The sequence below is a fragment of the Vibrio sp. V23_P3S9T160 genome, assembly GCF_963886625.1.
Taxonomy (GTDB): Bacteria; Pseudomonadota; Gammaproteobacteria; order Enterobacterales; family Vibrionaceae; genus Vibrio; species Vibrio anguillarum.
Window position 1 is genome coordinate 1 of the sequence record NZ_CAWPDB010000132.1, and the last position, 16,841, is coordinate 16,841.

At 42.9% G+C, this 16,841-nt stretch carries 19 protein-coding genes; 15 read left to right on the forward strand and 4 right to left on the reverse strand.

The window, feature by feature from the left end; translation table 11 throughout:
- Nucleotides 1-224: 224 nt before the first annotated feature.
- Nucleotides 225-1,250, forward strand: coding sequence for a porin (locus AACU59_RS11005; RefSeq protein ID WP_161437587.1), 1,026 nt, complete (start codon nt 225-227; stop codon nt 1,248-1,250).
- 75 nt (nt 1,251-1,325) lie between these two features.
- Nucleotides 1,326-1,988, forward strand: coding sequence for a DUF2057 family protein (locus AACU59_RS11010; RefSeq protein ID WP_161437588.1), 663 nt, complete (start codon nt 1,326-1,328; stop codon nt 1,986-1,988).
- Nucleotides 1,989-2,028: 40 nt separating this feature from the next.
- Here AACU59_RS11010 and AACU59_RS11015 read toward each other — a convergent pair whose 3' ends face one another.
- From AACU59_RS11015 to AACU59_RS11030, 4 genes are all read right to left on the reverse strand, one after another.
- A complete protein-coding gene (locus AACU59_RS11015; protein WP_141195582.1) occupies nt 2,029-2,496 on the reverse strand; it encodes a YchJ family metal-binding protein in 468 nt (155 codons plus the stop codon).
- Nucleotides 2,497-2,563: 67 nt separating this feature from the next.
- On the reverse strand, nt 2,564-3,778 hold the full coding sequence (locus tag AACU59_RS11020) for an EAL and HDOD domain-containing protein (protein WP_094127160.1): 1,215 nt from the start codon (nt 3,776-3,778) through the stop codon (nt 2,564-2,566).
- 103 nt (nt 3,779-3,881) lie between these two features.
- Nucleotides 3,882-4,616: a UDP-2,3-diacylglucosamine diphosphatase gene (gene lpxH, locus AACU59_RS11025; protein WP_017048060.1), complete on the reverse strand. Its 735-nt coding sequence runs from the start codon at nt 4,614-4,616 to the stop codon at nt 3,882-3,884.
- Between the two features lie 36 nt (nt 4,617-4,652).
- Entirely contained in the window at nt 4,653-5,147 is a 495-nt protein-coding gene (locus tag AACU59_RS11030) for a peptidylprolyl isomerase (protein ID WP_161437589.1), read from the reverse strand.
- Between the two features lie 179 nt (nt 5,148-5,326).
- Between AACU59_RS11030 and cysS the strand changes: the two genes are divergently transcribed.
- From cysS to tolB, 13 genes are all read left to right on the forward strand, one after another.
- Entirely contained in the window at nt 5,327-6,709 is a 1,383-nt protein-coding gene (gene cysS / locus AACU59_RS11035; protein WP_094144608.1) for a cysteine--tRNA ligase, read from the forward strand.
- 81 nt (nt 6,710-6,790) lie between these two features.
- Nucleotides 6,791-7,312: a crossover junction endodeoxyribonuclease RuvC gene (ruvC, locus tag AACU59_RS11040; protein ID WP_013856565.1), complete on the forward strand. Its 522-nt coding sequence runs from the start codon at nt 6,791-6,793 to the stop codon at nt 7,310-7,312.
- Nucleotides 7,313-7,412: 100 nt separating this feature from the next.
- On the forward strand, nt 7,413-8,033 hold the full coding sequence (gene ruvA, locus AACU59_RS11045) for a Holliday junction branch migration protein RuvA (protein ID WP_013856566.1): 621 nt from the start codon (nt 7,413-7,415) through the stop codon (nt 8,031-8,033).
- Complete coding sequence (gene ruvB / locus AACU59_RS11050; protein ID WP_017042275.1) at nt 8,030-9,034, forward strand: Holliday junction branch migration DNA helicase RuvB; 1,005 nt, start codon at nt 8,030-8,032, stop codon at nt 9,032-9,034. The genes ruvA and ruvB overlap by 4 nt, the downstream gene beginning before the upstream one ends.
- A 472-nt stretch (nt 9,035-9,506) precedes the next feature.
- Complete coding sequence (cydA, locus tag AACU59_RS11055; RefSeq protein WP_029189795.1) at nt 9,507-11,093, forward strand: cytochrome ubiquinol oxidase subunit I; 1,587 nt, start codon at nt 9,507-9,509, stop codon at nt 11,091-11,093.
- A 17-nt stretch (nt 11,094-11,110) separates the two neighbouring features.
- A complete protein-coding gene (gene cydB / locus AACU59_RS11060; protein WP_019283297.1) occupies nt 11,111-12,247 on the forward strand; it encodes a cytochrome d ubiquinol oxidase subunit II in 1,137 nt (378 codons plus the stop codon).
- 11 nt (nt 12,248-12,258) lie between these two features.
- On the forward strand, nt 12,259-12,366 hold the full coding sequence (gene cydX / locus AACU59_RS11065; RefSeq protein ID WP_000270284.1) for a cytochrome bd-I oxidase subunit CydX: 108 nt from the start codon (nt 12,259-12,261) through the stop codon (nt 12,364-12,366).
- Nucleotides 12,359-12,661, forward strand: coding sequence for a cyd operon protein YbgE (ybgE, locus tag AACU59_RS11070; RefSeq protein ID WP_013856571.1), 303 nt, complete (start codon nt 12,359-12,361; stop codon nt 12,659-12,661). Before cydX ends, ybgE begins: the two co-directional genes overlap by 8 nt.
- Before the next feature lie 179 nt (nt 12,662-12,840).
- Nucleotides 12,841-13,260: a tol-pal system-associated acyl-CoA thioesterase gene (ybgC, locus tag AACU59_RS11075; protein ID WP_017042272.1), complete on the forward strand. Its 420-nt coding sequence runs from the start codon at nt 12,841-12,843 to the stop codon at nt 13,258-13,260.
- The gene (gene tolQ / locus AACU59_RS11080; RefSeq protein ID WP_013856573.1) at nt 13,250-13,933 is read left to right on the forward strand and encodes a protein TolQ; all 684 of its coding nucleotides are present in this window, start codon (nt 13,250-13,252) and stop codon (nt 13,931-13,933) included. The genes ybgC and tolQ overlap by 11 nt, the downstream gene beginning before the upstream one ends.
- Before the next feature lie 3 nt (nt 13,934-13,936).
- Entirely contained in the window at nt 13,937-14,380 is a 444-nt protein-coding gene (tolR, locus tag AACU59_RS11085; RefSeq protein WP_013856574.1) for a protein TolR, read from the forward strand.
- 12 nt (nt 14,381-14,392) lie between these two features.
- Nucleotides 14,393-15,463, forward strand: coding sequence for a cell envelope integrity protein TolA (gene tolA / locus AACU59_RS11090; protein ID WP_161437590.1), 1,071 nt, complete (start codon nt 14,393-14,395; stop codon nt 15,461-15,463).
- Nucleotides 15,464-15,490: 27 nt separating this feature from the next.
- Entirely contained in the window at nt 15,491-16,828 is a 1,338-nt protein-coding gene (tolB, locus tag AACU59_RS11095; RefSeq protein WP_139152204.1) for a Tol-Pal system beta propeller repeat protein TolB, read from the forward strand.
- The last annotated feature ends 13 nt before the right edge of the window (nt 16,829-16,841 follow it).

Genomic DNA, 16,841 nt, shown 5'->3' on the forward strand with positions numbered 1-16,841 from the left:
CCCGTAATTTTATGAAAAAATCATGTAACTATATGTTTTTAATTATTTTTACCTTTATTTTTGTTTATTTTTTAGGATATTTGACATGCAGGATAATCTTTTGCAATCTAATCCTTGAGATTTAATGGCGGCAACGAACCGAGTTTAAATTTGGAAGTTGCCAGCAAAAACAAAGGGAACCGGATAAGGAATTCCCATACATAAGAAAAGGCAGTGGATTAATTATGAAAAAGACTCTATTAGCACTAGCAGTGCTTGCGGCAGCAAGCTCAGTTAACGCAGCTGAAGTATTCAAATCTGAAGAAGGTTCGGTAGATTTCTACGGCCAATTGCGTCCAACTCTACTATTCCTAGATAAGACAGACCATAACGCAGAGCTAAACACTAGCTCTTCACGTGTCGGTGTCAACGGTGTTTACGTTGTAAATGATAACTTAAAAATTCTGGGTGAAGTTGAAATCGGCGTAGCGTTAGGTGATAACTACGGTGCTGGTGCTGATTCAAGTGAGCGTACTGATGATACTGTTTTTGTACGTCGCCACATATTCGGTTTTGATATGGGTGAATATGGCGTTGTCCGTATTGGTAAAGAAGGCACGTTTGCTGATGATGTATATGGTGCAGATTACTCTTACTTCTTCGGCGGTTCTGCACTGCTTTACGGACACGAGTGGAACAATGACTCTCAAATCAAATACGCTTTCGAAAATGACTCTTTCTGGCTAAAAGCAGGTTACGCGCTAGGCGAGAAAGATAAAAATGAAGAAATTCGTGAGGTATTTGTAGGTAAATCTTTCGGTGATCTATCTATGCATGCAGGTGTTCTTTCTTCTGTAAACAAAATTGCAGTTGGAAGCGTAGCTCATGACACTGAGAATCTATCTTTCGAAGTGACAGGGGAGTACTCACTTGGTGAACACACTTTAGGTTTGACTTACTACTACAATGAAGCTGAAGATAAACCAACTAATGAGACTGTTGATTCTCATGGGATTTCTTTAGCAGGTATGTTTGCTGTGGCTGATAAGACCACTCTTTATGCTGGCTATGAGTTAGTACTAGGTTCTTCTAACGTATCAGGAACAGTTGATTCGGACGCTTCTCTATCGTACGTTGGTATTGAGTATAAGTTCTCTAAATGGGCTCGCGTCTTTACTGAAGTAGGTTATAACTTTGAAGGTACTACAACAGCAGATGCTAAGACTGACGATAAAACTAATTTCGGCGTCGGTGCACGTTTCTACTGGTAGTAGTTAGAATTTAATTCCTAATTGTAAGACCCGGCTTTTGCTGGGTCTTGTATTTTCCAGTAGAGGAACATATTAATGAAAATTTTTCGGTCAATAGCCATTATTCTTGTCACTTGTTTTACTATGAGTAACGCTTTGGCAAATATCTTACTGGTAGATGAAGATGTTAAGGTATTAGCTATCAATATGGAAAAACCAGATTTTGATAAAAGCTATAGCGCGAAAGGTAATCGAATCTTCTTAAAAGAAGGGATAAATCAAATTGTTTTTAAATATCAACCTGAATTTGTTGGTAAGGATTTGATAAAAACGGTGTATGGAGATGTGATTATTGCTAAGTTCAAAGCTTCTTCAGCAGAAATGATATTTGAACTTCCAACATTTAAATCCTATCGAGAAGCACAAAGGGAAATTTCACCGCTTGATTGGAAGTTGAAGGATACAAAAAAAGGTGAGTACATAGACATAGTACAGGGCACCTTGATTGAGAATGGGGTACAGATTGGTCGTAATTATGTACAAGAAGCTAGAGACTACAATATAAAAGGTGGTATAGCCGCCATACCTGTGAGCTACATTACAATCGGCAGTGGAACGGAAAGCTTTTTACCTGAACAATCACAAAGTATTAAATCTACATCTCAAGAAAATCAGTTAGTAGATTTGATGAAAATGATCTATTTGAAGGCGTCTCCTGGAGAACAAAACCAGTTTAAGTTATGGCTTAATAATCAATAGGGTGATAATTAAGGTCAGTGTGAAATATGGTTTTAATCTTCTACCCACAACACTTCTTAAATTTCTTGCCGCTACCGCAATGACATGGGTCATTTCGTCCTAGCTTCGTTGGTGTGTTCTCCTGTGGAAATTCACCGTCAATGTAGAACCAGATACCATTTTCTCGTATAAATCGTGAACGTTCTTGCAGACAAAATTGCTGTTGATTCTGTGTGTAATAGGCTTTGAAATGAACGAAGCCTTCATTTTCGTTGTTGCGGATACTTGCGGAGATGACGTCTAGCCCACACCATTGACTGTTGATTGATTCTTCAATCGCGTCGCGTTGCTGTGGTGCATTGCAACTCGGATGATAGGTATTGATGACGAAATCAACCAAACCCAGAACATGGGCACTATAGCGGGCTCTCATCAGTTGTTCTGGATAGATGGCTAAAGCTGAATTACTGTGGATTGGTTCACAACAGTGTTGGTAATCTAAATGGCGACCACAATAGCATTGGCTCATAAATCCTCTCAAATTGCCCATTCATATAAGACGGGGAAGTTTAAGGAGATCTAAACTCGATGTCTACTCAGGAATGGACACCCAGTAAATCGGCTGTCCATTTCACAGCTTCGTTGTAACACTCTTTCACCACGGGTTCTTCGATACTTAATGCATGAGCAATTTTCTCAACCTTTTGCCAGTCAGCCTGTTCATAAGCTCGAGTTAATTCAAGTACCAGACCTAATTCTCCTTTCCCCTCTATTAGTGCAAGTTTAACGTATTCGTCGATAGGCATCTCTTCCATGATACTTTCTAAAGGTTGATCAAGTAGGCTATCGAGTAGCGAAAACATTCCTGTCAGGAAGGCCGAACCGGGTTCAACGTTCATTTTTGCTTTCACACCGATCAGTTCGCAATATCTTGCCCTTTGAATGGATAAGCCATACAAATAATCCGGTTTAGATTCTTGCGTCGAAGCAATCGCAACCAAGGAGATAAACTTTCTCAATCGTTGTTCGCCGAGATAAATCAGCGCTTGTTTAAATGAGTGGATCTTTGAACTGACTGTCGCGGATGAGTTAACAAAGGTTAACAGTTTATAAGACAGGGTCAGGTCGGTGGCGACAAGCTCCTCAATGGCTTTGTAATCGAGGTTAGATTTGGCTATTTCTTTGAACAGTTGCACCACAGTAAGAAATGCAGGCTCTAACGCTTTGCGCTGTAACATCTCTGGTTTGCTAAAAAAGTAGCCTTGAAAATAGGTAAAGCCCGCCTTTTTAGCTTGCTTAAACTCTTCATAGGTTTCTACTTTCTCAGCAAGGAACTCAATTTTCGTCGCACCAAGTTTTTGAATAAAGCGAGCGGCTTTTTCAAGGGGAACGATACGGATGTCAAATTTGATAATTGACACATAGGGGAAGAAGACGAGCCAGCCTGAACTGGGTACAAAGTCATCAAGCGCAATTCGGTAACCAAGCTTCGCCATCTTTTTAATTGCTTCTAATAACTCTAAAGTTGGTTCGCAATCTTCCAATACCTCAACGACCAAGTTTTGCGCAGGAAAAAGCGTAGGCACGAGGTTAATCAGGCTTTGATAAGGAAAATTGACAAACCCTAAATGCTTACCCAGCGTATTGTAATGAGTGGATAAAAAATGATCAGAGAGTAACCGGCTCGTTGCTAAGTCTGGGTCTATATCTGGAAAGGTGTTCTTAGGACCGTCTCGAAATAGCAGCTCGTAGCCGATAGTTTTTCGGTCACGATCGAGTATGGGTTGTCTGGCGATATAGGAGTATTTCAAGGCAAGACTCTTATCTAATTATTGATATTATTGATTATACTTATTATAGCTTAACTTTTGATTCGACCACTTAAACCAATTAGTACCAGAGTGCGACTTGGCGTCAGTTTTTAGAACTAAAAGGTCGAGTTTGCAGTTCGTAACCATCATTAGCATAGACTAAGACTGAACCTTGGGTGTACCAGTCACCCAAAACAATTCGCGTTGCGGTGCCATGAAGTTGATTTCTGTGATGAATCTCTGGTCGATGAGTATGGCCATGAATCATTAAATCGACCCCATACTGGGTCAGAACTCTATCCACTTCACTTTGTGTAACATCCATAATATCCATAGATTTCATTTGCTTATCATTATGGATGCCTGACTGTACTTTACCCACAATACGAACCTTTACAAAAAATGGCAGCCGATTAAATACCCATTGTAGCCAAGGCTGGTGAACCTTCTTTCGATAGGCTTGATACTTTATATCGTCAATACAGAGTGTGTCGCCATGCAACACCACGGCTTTTTTTCCGTAAAGGTCAATTACTTGTTCTTCTTGGAGAAGAGTAATTCCGGTTTCTTTCGCAAATCGTTTGCCAAGCAAGAAGTCGCGGTTTCCTTGAGTAAAATAGCAAGGAACCCCTTCGCGAGTCAGTTGTTTAAATTCCGATTTTATTTGGTTGGCGAAAGGTGAATTATCATCGTCACCTATCCAAAATTCGAAAAGATCGCCAAGCACGTACAGTGCATCGGCATGAATGGCTTCTTCGCGCATGAAACGGATAAAACACTCGGTGATATCTGGTCGAGAAGGGCTTAGGTGTAAATCAGAAATAAATAGTGTATGCATAATAAAAATAAGGAGCGCATAGCGCTCCTTTTACCGTTACTCTTCGATGGTTGTGCCAGAAATGAACACTTCTTCTAGTGGAACATCTTGATGCATGCCCATAGAGCCTGTGCTCACGGCTTTTATTTTGTTCACAATATCCATACCTTCGATCACTTCAGCGAACACGCAGTAGCCCCAGCCATCTCGGCTTTCTGAACGAAAATCTAGGAATGTGTTGTTGTTCACGTTGATGAAAAACTGAGAACTTGCAGAGTGTGGATCCATAGTGCGCGCCATGGCAAGAGTACCGATCTTATTGCTTAGGCCATTGTTGGCTTCGTTTTTAATCGTTGCGCGAGTTATTTTTTCTTTTAGGCCAGAGGTCATGCCGCCGCCTTGAATCATGAATCCATCGATAACGCGGTGGAACAGAGTGTTATCGTAAAAACCGTCACGGCAGTACTGTAGAAAGTTTGCGCTTGTTTCTGGTGCTTTTTCTTCATTAAGTTGAATTTTAATATCACCAAAATTCGTGTGAAGGATGATCATGATAGTTACCTTTATCTATTTTTCGTTGAGGCCCGGATTTTAACTGAACTTTGGACACATTCAAATCAACAAATGTCTTTAGGGGCCGTATTATTGCGAGAGAATAAGGATGACCAAGCTAGGCTAGAGTTGTTATACTGTGAAGCCATTTTAGTTCAAACAGTTATTAGATAGAGATCATGCTGAAAATATATAACTCAATCACTAGACAAAAAGAAGAATTCAAACCAATTCATGCCAACAAAGTGGGTATGTATGTCTGTGGAGTCACCATTTATGATCTCTGTCATATTGGCCATGGTCGCACCTTCGTTTCTTTTGATGTGATTTCTCGCTACTTGCGCTACTTAGGCTATGACCTTACATTTGTGCGTAACATCACTGATATTGATGACAAAATCATTAAACGTGCTGCCGAAAATGGTGAATCTTGCGATTCGCTAACCGAGCGCTTAATCGCAGACATGCATGCAGATTTCGATGCATTGAATATGAAACGTCCAGATGTCGAGCCTCGTGCAACCGCTTATATCCAAGAAATCATAGGCTTGGTGCAACGACTGATTGAACGCGGTTTTGCTTACGTTGCTTCTAATGGTGATGTGATGTTTGAAGTCAGCAAATTTGACGAATACGGCAAGTTATCCAAACAAGATCTCGATCAGCTTCAAGCGGGCGCTCGTGTTGATGTTGATCTTGCTAAGCGTAGCCCACTTGATTTTGTGTTGTGGAAAATGTCGAAGCCGGGAGAGCCCACTTGGGACTCCCCATGGGGAGAAGGACGCCCAGGCTGGCACATCGAATGTTCGGCGATGAATTCAGCGATTTTGGGTAACCACTTTGATATTCATGGTGGAGGCTCTGATTTGCAGTTTCCTCACCATGAAAATGAAATTGCTCAATCATGCTGCGCACATGACACTCCCTATGTGAACACATGGATGCACAGTGGCATGGTGATGGTGGATAGAGAAAAAATGTCTAAATCATTAGGGAATTTTTTCACAATCCGCGATGTACTTGCTCACTATGATGCGGAAACGGTGCGCTATTTCTTGATGTCGGGCCATTATCGCAGCCAATTAAATTACAGCGAAGATAACCTAAAACAAGCGCGTGCCTCGCTAGAGCGTCTATACACAGCGTTGAGAGGGTTGGATTTAACCGTAGCAGTTGCGGGCGGTGAAGAGTATGTCAGTCGCTTTACGATAGCGATGAATGATGACTTTAATACGCCAGAGGCTTATTCCGTATTGTTTGATATGGCACGTGATATCAACAAGTTGAAGACAGAAAATCTTCAGCAAGCCAGCGCTCTTGGCGCACTTATGCGTGAGCTTGCCGATGTGATTGGAATTTTGCATCAAGATCCAGAAGCGTTTCTTAAAGGAGACACTAATAGCGACGAACAAGTGGCGGAGATTGAAGCTTTGATCAAACTGCGTAATGACTCACGTGCAGCAAAAGATTGGGCTAATGCTGACGTGGCACGCGATAAGTTGAACGAACTCGGCATCATTTTAGAAGATGGCCCAAGTGGGACTACTTGGCGTCGTAAATAATCAGGCAGTTAACTTGTCGATGATGGGCTTGAACTTTATTGGTTAAGCCCATTTTGTTTTTCGTCCACGATTAAGGTTTTCATGTCAATTATTTTAGGTATAGATCCCGGCTCGCGAATCACAGGTTATGGTGTGATCAGGCAGCATGGACGATATTTGTACTATCTTGGTAGTGGATGTATTCGTACATCCGAAAAAGAGTTACCTGGGCGGCTCAAGCAAATTTACGCTGGCGTGACGGAAATCATCACACAGTTTCAACCTGATGTTTTTGCCATCGAGCAAGTATTTATGGCAAAGAATGCGGACTCAGCACTCAAACTCGGGCAAGCAAGGGGCAGTGCTATTGTGGCGGCGGTGAATGCGGATCTTCCAGTCTATGAATATGCCGCTCGACTGGTTAAACAATCTGTAGTTGGTACGGGTAGTGCTGATAAAGCGCAGGTGCAACATATGGTCCAGCAAATGCTCAAATTATCGGCTAAGCCACAAGCGGATGCCGCTGATGCTCTGGGTGTGGCAATTTGTCATGCGAATACCAATAAAACCTTGATCGCGTTAGCTGGGCGGGCAAGCAGTGCTAAAAAAGGCCGATATCGCTGAAAAACCGATCTCGAACGAGGTGGTATTTTTCTACTGGCTATACATCCAGTTATTTATTATCATCCGAGTCAAATAACCTCATTTCTCTAAGGAATTTCCTGTGATTGGACGTCTTCGCGGCATTCTGATTGAAAAGCAACCTCCAGAGCTATTGATTGAAGTCGCTGGCATTGGTTATGAAGTCCAAATGCCAATGAGTTGCTTCTATGAACTCCCTAAATTGGGCGAAGAAGCGGTCATTTATACCCATTTTGTGGTCCGAGAAGATGCGCAGCTTTTATATGGTTTCAACACGGTAAAAGAGCGAGCTTTATTTCGTGAAGTGATTAAAGCGAATGGCGTCGGGCCAAAATTAGGCTTGGGTATTTTGTCCGGAATGACGGCGGGTCAATTTGTTTCATGCGTTGAGCGTGAAGATATCTCCACATTAGTTAAGCTTCCTGGCGTGGGTAAAAAAACCGCTGAACGTTTGGTTGTTGAGATGAAAGATAGGCTGAAAGGTTGGGGAGCCGGTGACCTCTTCACTCCCGCTACTGACGCTGCGCCAGTCGATAACAATTCCTTGGAAGCGCTCACGAGCAATGCGGAAGAAGAAGCGATCAGTGCGTTACTTTCTTTGGGTTATAAGCCTCAACAAGCTTCTAAAGTAGTGGCACAAGTAATGAAAGCTGACATGACCAGTGAAGCGCTGATTAAAGAAGCCTTGAGAGCAATGGTATGATTGAAGCTGATCGCTTAATTGCTCCTGATAGCCCTATTTTTAAAGATGAAGATATTATTGATCGCGCGATTCGTCCCAAAAAATTAGCGGATTATCGTGGCCAAGATCATGTACGCAATCAAATGGAAATCTTCATTAAAGCGGCACAAATGCGCAGCGAACCACTCGACCATCTCCTGATTTTTGGCCCTCCAGGGCTTGGAAAAACAACATTAGCCAATATCGTTGCCAATGAGATGGAAGTGAATATCCGCACAACTTCTGGTCCGGTATTGGAAAAAGCAGGCGATTTGGCGGCATTACTGACTAACCTTGAAGAGAACGACGTTCTTTTTATTGATGAAATTCATCGATTAAGTCCGGTGGTTGAAGAAATTCTTTATCCCGCAATGGAAGATTACCAGCTCGATATAATGATTGGCGAAGGTCCAGCCGCTCGGTCCATTAAAATCGATTTACCCCCTTTTACGCTGATTGGAGCAACAACTCGCGCTGGCTCGTTAACCTCACCCTTGCGTGATCGCTTTGGTATTGTACAGCGCCTTGAGTATTACAAAATTGATGATCTACAGTACATAGTGCAAAGAAGCGCGGACTGTTTAGGATTGTCGATGGAAGCGGATGGTGCACTTGAAGTGGCTAGGAGAGCAAGGGGAACGCCTCGGATTGCCAACCGTTTATTGCGCCGAGTTCGAGATTACGCTGAAGTGAAAGGCAACGGGCACATATGTATAGAGACTGCAGATAAAGCGCTAAACATGTTGGATGTTGATAGCCAAGGTTTCGACTATATGGATAGAAAGCTATTACTAGCGATTATGGACAAATTTGGCGGTGGCCCTGTTGGTCTCGATAACCTAGCTGCTGCAATCGGCGAAGAAAAAGATACCATTGAAGATGTGTTAGAGCCCTTTCTTATCCAACAAGGTTATTTACAACGGACACCAAGAGGACGAATGGCGACCGATCGCGCCTATCTTCACTTCGGAATTGAAAAATAAGTTTACACCTCATTGTCATTTTTAGGTGGTAAGCACAAAGTGTGAACTACATCTTATTTATGATAATTTCCTTATCACTAAAGAGTTAATGATGTGAAGTGTATTGTTAACTCTCTGTGTGATTCGTTGTATTAATTTCTATCCCTTTCACTAAATACTCACAACAATTTCATTCTTCCTTTGATGTGGATCATTTTGTTCTTTTTTTGTTCAGATTTGCCGCGTGAAAATTGATGTAAATCAAGGCTTTTTTCTCCCATAAATCTTTTGAAACAACCTGCATTTAGAAGTAGTATTAGTCCCAGCTATATTAGCTGATGCTTAACAATTAACTAACCATAACGGTACATGCTTGCAACAAAATTCTGATATTTTTCAACATTTGATGAGGTTATATCACTGATGAATTTTGAGGAATTTTAACCCGTTTAGCATGTCAAAAGTGTCATTCAGCCGGCACAAAGGAGTTACCATGATTGACGTCGTTGATCTATCGCGGTTGCAGTTTGCACTGACAGCGATGTATCACTTCCTGTTCGTTCCATTGACTCTAGGTATGGCTTTTCTTTTAGCCATCATGGAATCTTTGTATGTAATGACTGATAAGCAAATCTATAAGGACATGACAAAGTTCTGGGGTAAGCTTTTTGGTATTAACTTTGCCCTTGGGGTGGCCACTGGCCTCACTATGGAGTTCCAGTTCGGTACAAACTGGTCATACTATTCCCACTATGTAGGTGACATTTTTGGCGCCCCTCTTGCGATTGAAGCACTTGTAGCCTTCTTTTTAGAATCAACCTTTGTCGGTTTGTTCTTCTTTGGGTGGGATAGACTATCAAAACGCCAGCACTTGGGCGTGACTTGGTTGGTTGCTCTGGGGTCCAATTTCTCGGCACTTTGGATCTTGATTGCGAATGGTTGGATGCAAAACCCAGTTGGCGCAGAATTCAATTTTGAAACTATGCGTATGGAAATGGTCAGCTTTGCTGAAGTCGTTTTCAACCCTGTCGCTCAAGTGAAATTTGTGCATACCGTAGCTTCTGGTTACACCACTGGCGCGATGTTCATTCTTGGTATTAGTTCATATTACTTGCTGAAAGGTCGAGACGTTGCGTTTGCACGCCGCTCATTCGCTATCGCTGCATCATTCGGCATGGCCGCTATTTTGTCCGTGATTGTGCTTGGTGATGAATCAGGATATGAAGTGGGTGAAGTTCAAAAGGTGAAGCTGGCTGCGATTGAAGCCGAGTGGCACACGGAACCTGCACCGGCTGCATTTACACTGTTTGGTTTGCCTAACCAAGACGCCATGCACACCGATTATGCAGTAAAAATTCCGTACGTGATGGGTATTATCGCTACACGTTCACTGGATACCGAAGTCACAGGGTTACGCGATCTACGCGATCAACACGTTGACCGAATTCGTAACGGTATGTATGCCTATGAACTGTTAGAGAAATTACGTGCAGGCGAAAAATCGCCAGCAAACATTGCCGCTTTTGAAGAAGTGAAAGGCGATTTGGGCTACGGCTTATTGCTAAAACGTTATACCGATAAAGTGAGCGATGCAACGGAAGAGCAAATTCAAGCCGCCGCCGATGATTCAATACCAACCGTATGGCCACTATTTTGGTCATTCCGTCTGATGGTTGGTGTTGGTTTTGTGATGCTATTTGTCTTTGGTGCAGCATTTATTCAAACTTGCCGTCAGAAAATTGAGCAAAAACAATGGGTACTTAAAGCCGCCTTGTTCAGTATTCCTCTACCGTGGATTGCAATTGAAGCAGGTTGGTTTGTTGCTGAATATGGCCGTCAACCATGGGCTGTTGGTGAAATATTGCCGACCAATGTTGCCGCTTCTGCGCTAACTCTGGGCGAATTATGGACCTCATTGTTTGCGATTCTTGCACTGTACACTGTGTTCTTGATTGCTGAAGTTTACCTGATGGTTAAATTTGCTCGTAAAGGGCCTAGCAGCCTGAAAACTGGTCGTTATCACTTTGAGCAAAACGCAAACTCTGTTGAAGACAAAGTTAGCCGTCAAGTCGAAGCATAAGGCAGGGAGATAGAATAATGTTTGATTACGAAATCTTGCGACTAATTTGGTGGGTGCTGATCGGCGTACTGCTGGTTGGTTTTGCAATCACAGATGGTTTTGACATGGGCGTTGGTGCTCTTGTTCCCGTCATTGGTAAGAATGACAGTGAGCGTCGTGTCATGATCAACTCTATTGCTCCACACTGGGATGGTAACCAAGTTTGGCTTATCACGGCAGGTGGTGCACTGTTTGCGGCTTGGCCGTTAGTCTATGCGACATCATTTTCCGGATTTTATTTGGCTATGATTGTTACATTGGCTGCATTATGGCTTCGTCCGATCGGTTTGGATTACCGTTCAAAAATTGAAGATCCAAAGTGGCGTAATACTTGGGATATCTGTATTTCAATTAGTGGCTTTGTACCACCAGTCATCTTTGGTGTTGCCTTTGGCAACTTACTACAAGGCGTGCCATTCCAACTCAGTGATTTCATGATGCCAACGTATCACGGTTCATTTTTTGGTCTGTTGAACCCATTTGCTCTGCTTTGTGGCTTAGTCAGCTTGTTTATGATTATTTTACAAGGTGCCGCTTGGCTACAGATGAAAACCACCGATGAGCTGCATGCACGCGCTCGTGGCGTCGCTCAACTAATGGGCTTGTTGGTTGCTATTACTTTCGTCGCTGCAGGGTTTTGGATCCAAAACATCGATGGTTACGTGATTACCAGCGTCATTGATACACATGCCGCATCAAACCCACTCAATAAAGAAGTGATACGTGAGGCGGGGGCGTGGATGGCTAATTTCAACGCTTACCCATTACTATGGATCGCACCAGCTTTGGGTGTTGCCATGCCACTACTTGCTGTGTTGGCGTCGCGTTTTGAAAAAGGTGGTCTTGCATTCTTGGCTTCTAGCTTAGCCAATGCGGGTGTGATTTTCACCGCTGGTTTTGCGATGTTCCCATTTATCATGCCTTCAAGCTTAGTACCAAGTAACAGCTTGACCATGTGGGACTCAACATCGAGTGAATTGACGTTGAACTTAATGACAGTGGTCGCTTTTGTAATGGTACCTATCATTCTTGGTTACACTACTTGGACTTACTACAAGATGTTTGGTCGTCTTGATAGCAAGTTTATTGAAGAAAACAAAAACTCACTTTACTAAGGAGCATAGATATGTGGTATTTCGCATGGATTCTAGGTGTGCTTTTAGCTTGTGCATTTGGCATCATCAACGCTCTTTGGTTAGAGCATTCCGAAATGATGGACAAAGACAGTGAGTAAACTTGCAATGCAAGTCACTGAGTACCATAAATTGGTTGATAAGACTCTGCTCAGAGTCTTATCGCTCTTGCTTGGTTTTTATCATATCGCCATGATTATGTGGGATCCCGAGCTATATTCTCAGAGCATTGGTGGTTTTAACGCGGTTATTTCACCACTCATGATATGGGCGCTGTGTGCAAGTATGGTTTTTGGTGTTGGCTTTAGACCACGCAAATGGTTTTGGCAATTATTGTTTAGCCCCTACATTTCATTATCGATCTTAATTTACCTAACGATTATTCGACTAGTTTGATATTTACTGTGTATGAATAACCTGTCGAAGGTTGATTAACGACCCACATTAGTGCTGCCTCTTTGAGACAGCACTAATTTTTTGTTTCAAGTTTTGTAAAAGTCCACTCAATGCTTGTACTAACGTCAATGAGTTGCGTTATAGTATCCGCCTAAATCTGTATATGTGTTGGAACCTTTGTGCAAAATACAGCCTCAGCCTTTCATTGGCCTGTAACGATTTACTATGAAGATACGGATGCTGGTGGTGTCGTCTATCACTCAAACTATCTTAAATTCTTTGAACGAGCCCGAACTGAAATGTTACGCGCAGTTGGAGTGTCTCAGCAGACGCTTTTGCAGCAGAACATTGGTTTTGTGGTCAGGCACGTTGACATCGATTTTCTACAAGCTGCACGTTTAGACGATATGCTGACGATAAATACTGTGATTTCGGCGTTGAAAAAAGCCTCACTGATCTTCTGTCAAGAGCTCGTCAATCCTGAAGGTAAAGTATTGTGTAAAGCAATAGTTAAGGTAGCATGCATCGACAATCAGAACATGAGGCCAAAAGCGATGCCTCAATCAATAATTTTGGAGTTAACCCATAGTGACTGCTGATATCTCAATTCTCGATCTGTTTTTGCAAGCCAGCTTATTGGTCAAGATGGTGATGCTAATCCTTTTGGGGATGTCTATCGTTTCGTGGGCGATGATCATCAAACGTAGTAAAGTCCTTTCCCAAGCAGAAAAGAACGCTGATGCTTTCGAAGACAAATTTTGGTCTGGTACTGACTTATCCGTTATTTATCAAGATGTCAAAAAGCGTAAAGATGAACTTTTGGGTACAGAAGAGATTTTTTATTCTGGCTTTACCGAATTTGCGCGTTTACGCAAGACTAACGCCACTTCACCCGATTTCATCATGGAAGGGACGGGACGTGCGATGCGAGTTGCTGTCGCAAGGGAAGTGGACGAGTTAGAGACCAGTCTGCCATTTCTAGCGACCGTGGGTTCTATCAGCCCATACATTGGATTATTTGGTACGGTATGGGGAATCATGCACTCATTTATTGCGTTAGGTGCGGTGAAGCAAGCGACGTTAGCAATGGTGGCTCCTGGTATTGCAGAGGCGCTGATTGCGACCGCCATGGGTTTATTTGCGGCTATTCCTGCGGTGATGGCTTACAACAGGTTGAGCAATAAAGTCAGCAAATTAGAGCATAATTACGCCACCTTTTCTGAAGAATTTCATAGCATTCTTCACCGCCAAGCGATGGCTGGTAGGGAATAGACGATGGTGGGTTACCAGCGTAAAAAGCGCAAGTTGACAGCTGAGATTAACGTTGTCCCTTATATCGACGTTATGCTCGTGTTGCTGATTATTTTTATGGTGACATCGCCGTTTGTCACTCAAGGCGTTGACGTCGAGCTTCCTAAAACAACCACTTCAAAGTCAGCGGCTGAGCTGAAAGGTGATAGTGATAGTAGTTTTATCATCGTGGAAATAGATAAAGAAGGTCGTCTCGGGTTGAGCGTAAATAATGAGGAAGTCGAGCGGGGTCTTTCGCTGCAAGATGTCATCATTAGAGTCAAAGCTGAATTGTCGTTGAAACCGGATTCACCGGTTGCGGTTGGCGGTGATGCTGCAACGCCTTATGCAGAAGTGATACTGGTTCTGGATGAATTGAATCGTGCGGGCATTTCAAAAGTAGGTCTGCTAACCGAAATTAAAGGATAGTTTGTACTGTTCATGAAAGATCATAAATCCAAAAAAAGCGATTACAAAAAGCCCATCATTATCTCGGCTGTTTTGCATATAGTGTTGATCATTGCTTTGTTATGGGGTTCGGATTTTAGCCTAACTAAGCCCGAGCCTGCAGGGCAGATGGTTCAAGCTGTGGTGATTGATCCACAATTGGTACAAAAACAGGCCCAGCAAATTCGTAACCAGCGTGAAGCTGCTGCCAAAAAAGAGCAGGATCGGCTGGATAAGTTACGCCGCGAAAGTGAGCAGTTGGAAAAAAACCGCAAGGTGGAAGAAGAGAATATTCGCCAACTAAAAGAACAACAAGCTCAGGAAGCGAAAGCGGCCAGAGAAGCTGAAAAGCAACGTGCCGAAAAAGAACAAGAGCGTAAAGTGGCAGAAGAACGAGCTCGTAAAGAAAAAGAGCGAGCGGTAAAAGCGGAAACGGAACGTAAGATAAAAGAAGAAGCGGTAAAAAAAGCAGAACAGGAGCGCATCGCTAAAGAGGCTGAAATTGCGAAAGCGGAAAAAGAACGCATTGCCCGTGAAAAAGAGGCAGAACAAGCTAAAGAGAAAGCTCGTAAAGAGCGAGAAGCAGCAGAGCGAGCCGAGAAAGAGCGAATAGCCAAAGAACAAGAGGCGAAGAAAGCGGCCGAAAATGCAAAAAAAGAGAAAGCACGTTTAGAGAGATTGGAGCGTGAACGCAAAGAACAAGAAGCGGCGCTGAATAACATTTTTTCTGGGTTAGAAACAGAAGCCGAGCAAAATAGCTCAGCTCGTTCCCAATTTGTAATGAACGAAGCTCAGCGGTATGGAGCAATCTATACGCAGCTCATTCAACAAAATTTGCTGATTGAAGACAGTTTTAAAAGTAAACAGTGCAAAGTGAACCTACGGCTCATTCCAACGGGAACTGGAGCAATAGTCGGTAATCTAAGCATTATTGATGGTGACTCAAGGTTATGCGCGGCGACAAAACGTGCTGTGGCGCAGGTGGGGACGTTTCCGCTGCCCAAAGATGATCTTGATGTAGTCAATCAATTGAAAAACATTAATTTAACTGTAGAACCAAATTAAAAGGAAAAGCTTGTGTTAAAGCGATTGATGTTAGGATGCTTACTTGTCATCGCAAGTAGTGTACAGCTCGCCAACGCCGCATTGGAGCTTGTGATCACCGACGGCATTAATTCAGCAAGGCCGATTGCTATCGTACCGTTTAAGTGGGAAGGCAAAACAAAATTACCGCAGGATGTCTCTGCGGTGATCGCGTCAGATTTGCAACGTAGTGGTAAATTTAGCCCGATTGCGACCAGCAAAATGCCACAAACGCCTTACAATGAAACCGATGTGAAGTTTGATGCTTGGACCAGTATTGGTGTTGATGCTTTGCTCACAGGTAGCATTACGCAAAATGCAGAAGGTAACTATGTCATCAACTACCAATTGGTAGATGTAGTACGTGGTCAACTGACACAAGGCCAAAGCAAAGCATTAAGTAACGATGGACAGTTGGTGCTTTCTAAAGATCATGTTTTATTCAATAAAGTTGCCACCGTACCAGCAAACCGAATGCGTGAGTATGCGCATCGAATTTCAGATTTGGTCTATCAAGAACTCACGGGTGATAAGGGTGCGTTTCTCACTCGTATTGCCTACGTGGTGGTCAACGACGATGAACAATATCCTTACCAGCTAAGGGTTGCTGACTATGACGGTTACAATGAACGTTTGGTACTTCGTTCAAAACAGCCTTTGATGTCACCGACTTGGTCACCTGATGGTAAGCAACTGGCGTATGTGAGCTTCCAAAACGGCCAAGCGGAAATATTCATCATGAATATTTATACTGGCGAAAGAGAGAAAGTGACCTCGTACCCACGTCATAATGGGGCACCAAGGTTCTCGCCAGATGGGAAAACCCTTGCTTTGGTGTTGTCTAAAACGGGCAGCTTACAGGTTTATACTCTGGACTTGACAACCAAGAAGCTGAAACAAATAACGAGTGGCAGATCAAATAATACAGAACCGTTCTGGCATCCTGATGGTAAATCGCTAATATTTACTTCGGATCGGGGTGGTAAACCACAGATATATCAAGTAAATTTATCAGACGGTTCTACCAATCGTCTGACATGGCAAGGCAGCCAGAATTTAGGTGGACAAATAACGCCTGATGGTCGATTCCTTGTCATGGTAAACCGAAGTAATTCGGGTTTTAATCTGGCGAAACAAGATTTGGAAACTGGTTCAGTGCAAATTCTAACAAAGACTTTGCTCGATGAGTCTCCAAGTATTGCACCCAATGGTGGTATGGTCATATACAGTTCTATTTATAACAAAGCGAATGTACTTTCGATGGTGTCTATAGATGGGCGTTTCAAAGCTAGATTACCGGCAACAAATGGTCGCGTTAGGGCTCCTGCGTGGTCTCCGTTTTTATAGCAAGTAAGTATCA

Coding starts and splice junctions, on each gene's coding strand:
- cydB (WP_019283297.1), top strand. CDS start 11,111: ATGTTTGATTACGAAATCTTGCGACTAATTTGGTGGGTGCTGATCGGC.
- AACU59_RS11005 (WP_161437587.1), top strand. CDS start 225: ATGAAAAAGACTCTATTAGCACTAGCAGTGCTTGCGGCAGCAAGCTCA.
- ruvB (WP_017042275.1), top strand. CDS start 8,030: ATGATTGAAGCTGATCGCTTAATTGCTCCTGATAGCCCTATTTTTAAA.
- ruvC (WP_013856565.1), top strand. CDS start 6,791: ATGTCAATTATTTTAGGTATAGATCCCGGCTCGCGAATCACAGGTTAT.
- tolA (WP_161437590.1), top strand. CDS start 14,393: ATGAAAGATCATAAATCCAAAAAAAGCGATTACAAAAAGCCCATCATT.
- tolR (WP_013856574.1), top strand. CDS start 13,937: ATGGTGGGTTACCAGCGTAAAAAGCGCAAGTTGACAGCTGAGATTAAC.
- AACU59_RS11015 (WP_141195582.1), bottom strand. CDS start 2,496: ATGAGCCAATGCTATTGTGGTCGCCATTTAGATTACCAACACTGTTGT.
- tolB (WP_139152204.1), top strand. CDS start 15,491: ATGTTAGGATGCTTACTTGTCATCGCAAGTAGTGTACAGCTCGCCAAC.
- AACU59_RS11030 (WP_161437589.1), bottom strand. CDS start 5,147: ATGATCATCCTTCACACGAATTTTGGTGATATTAAAATTCAACTTAAT.
- AACU59_RS11010 (WP_161437588.1), top strand. CDS start 1,326: ATGAAAATTTTTCGGTCAATAGCCATTATTCTTGTCACTTGTTTTACT.
- cydA (WP_029189795.1), top strand. CDS start 9,507: ATGATTGACGTCGTTGATCTATCGCGGTTGCAGTTTGCACTGACAGCG.
- lpxH (WP_017048060.1), bottom strand. CDS start 4,616: ATGCATACACTATTTATTTCTGATTTACACCTAAGCCCTTCTCGACCA.
- cysS (WP_094144608.1), top strand. CDS start 5,327: ATGCTGAAAATATATAACTCAATCACTAGACAAAAAGAAGAATTCAAA.
- cydX (WP_000270284.1), top strand. CDS start 12,259: ATGTGGTATTTCGCATGGATTCTAGGTGTGCTTTTAGCTTGTGCATTT.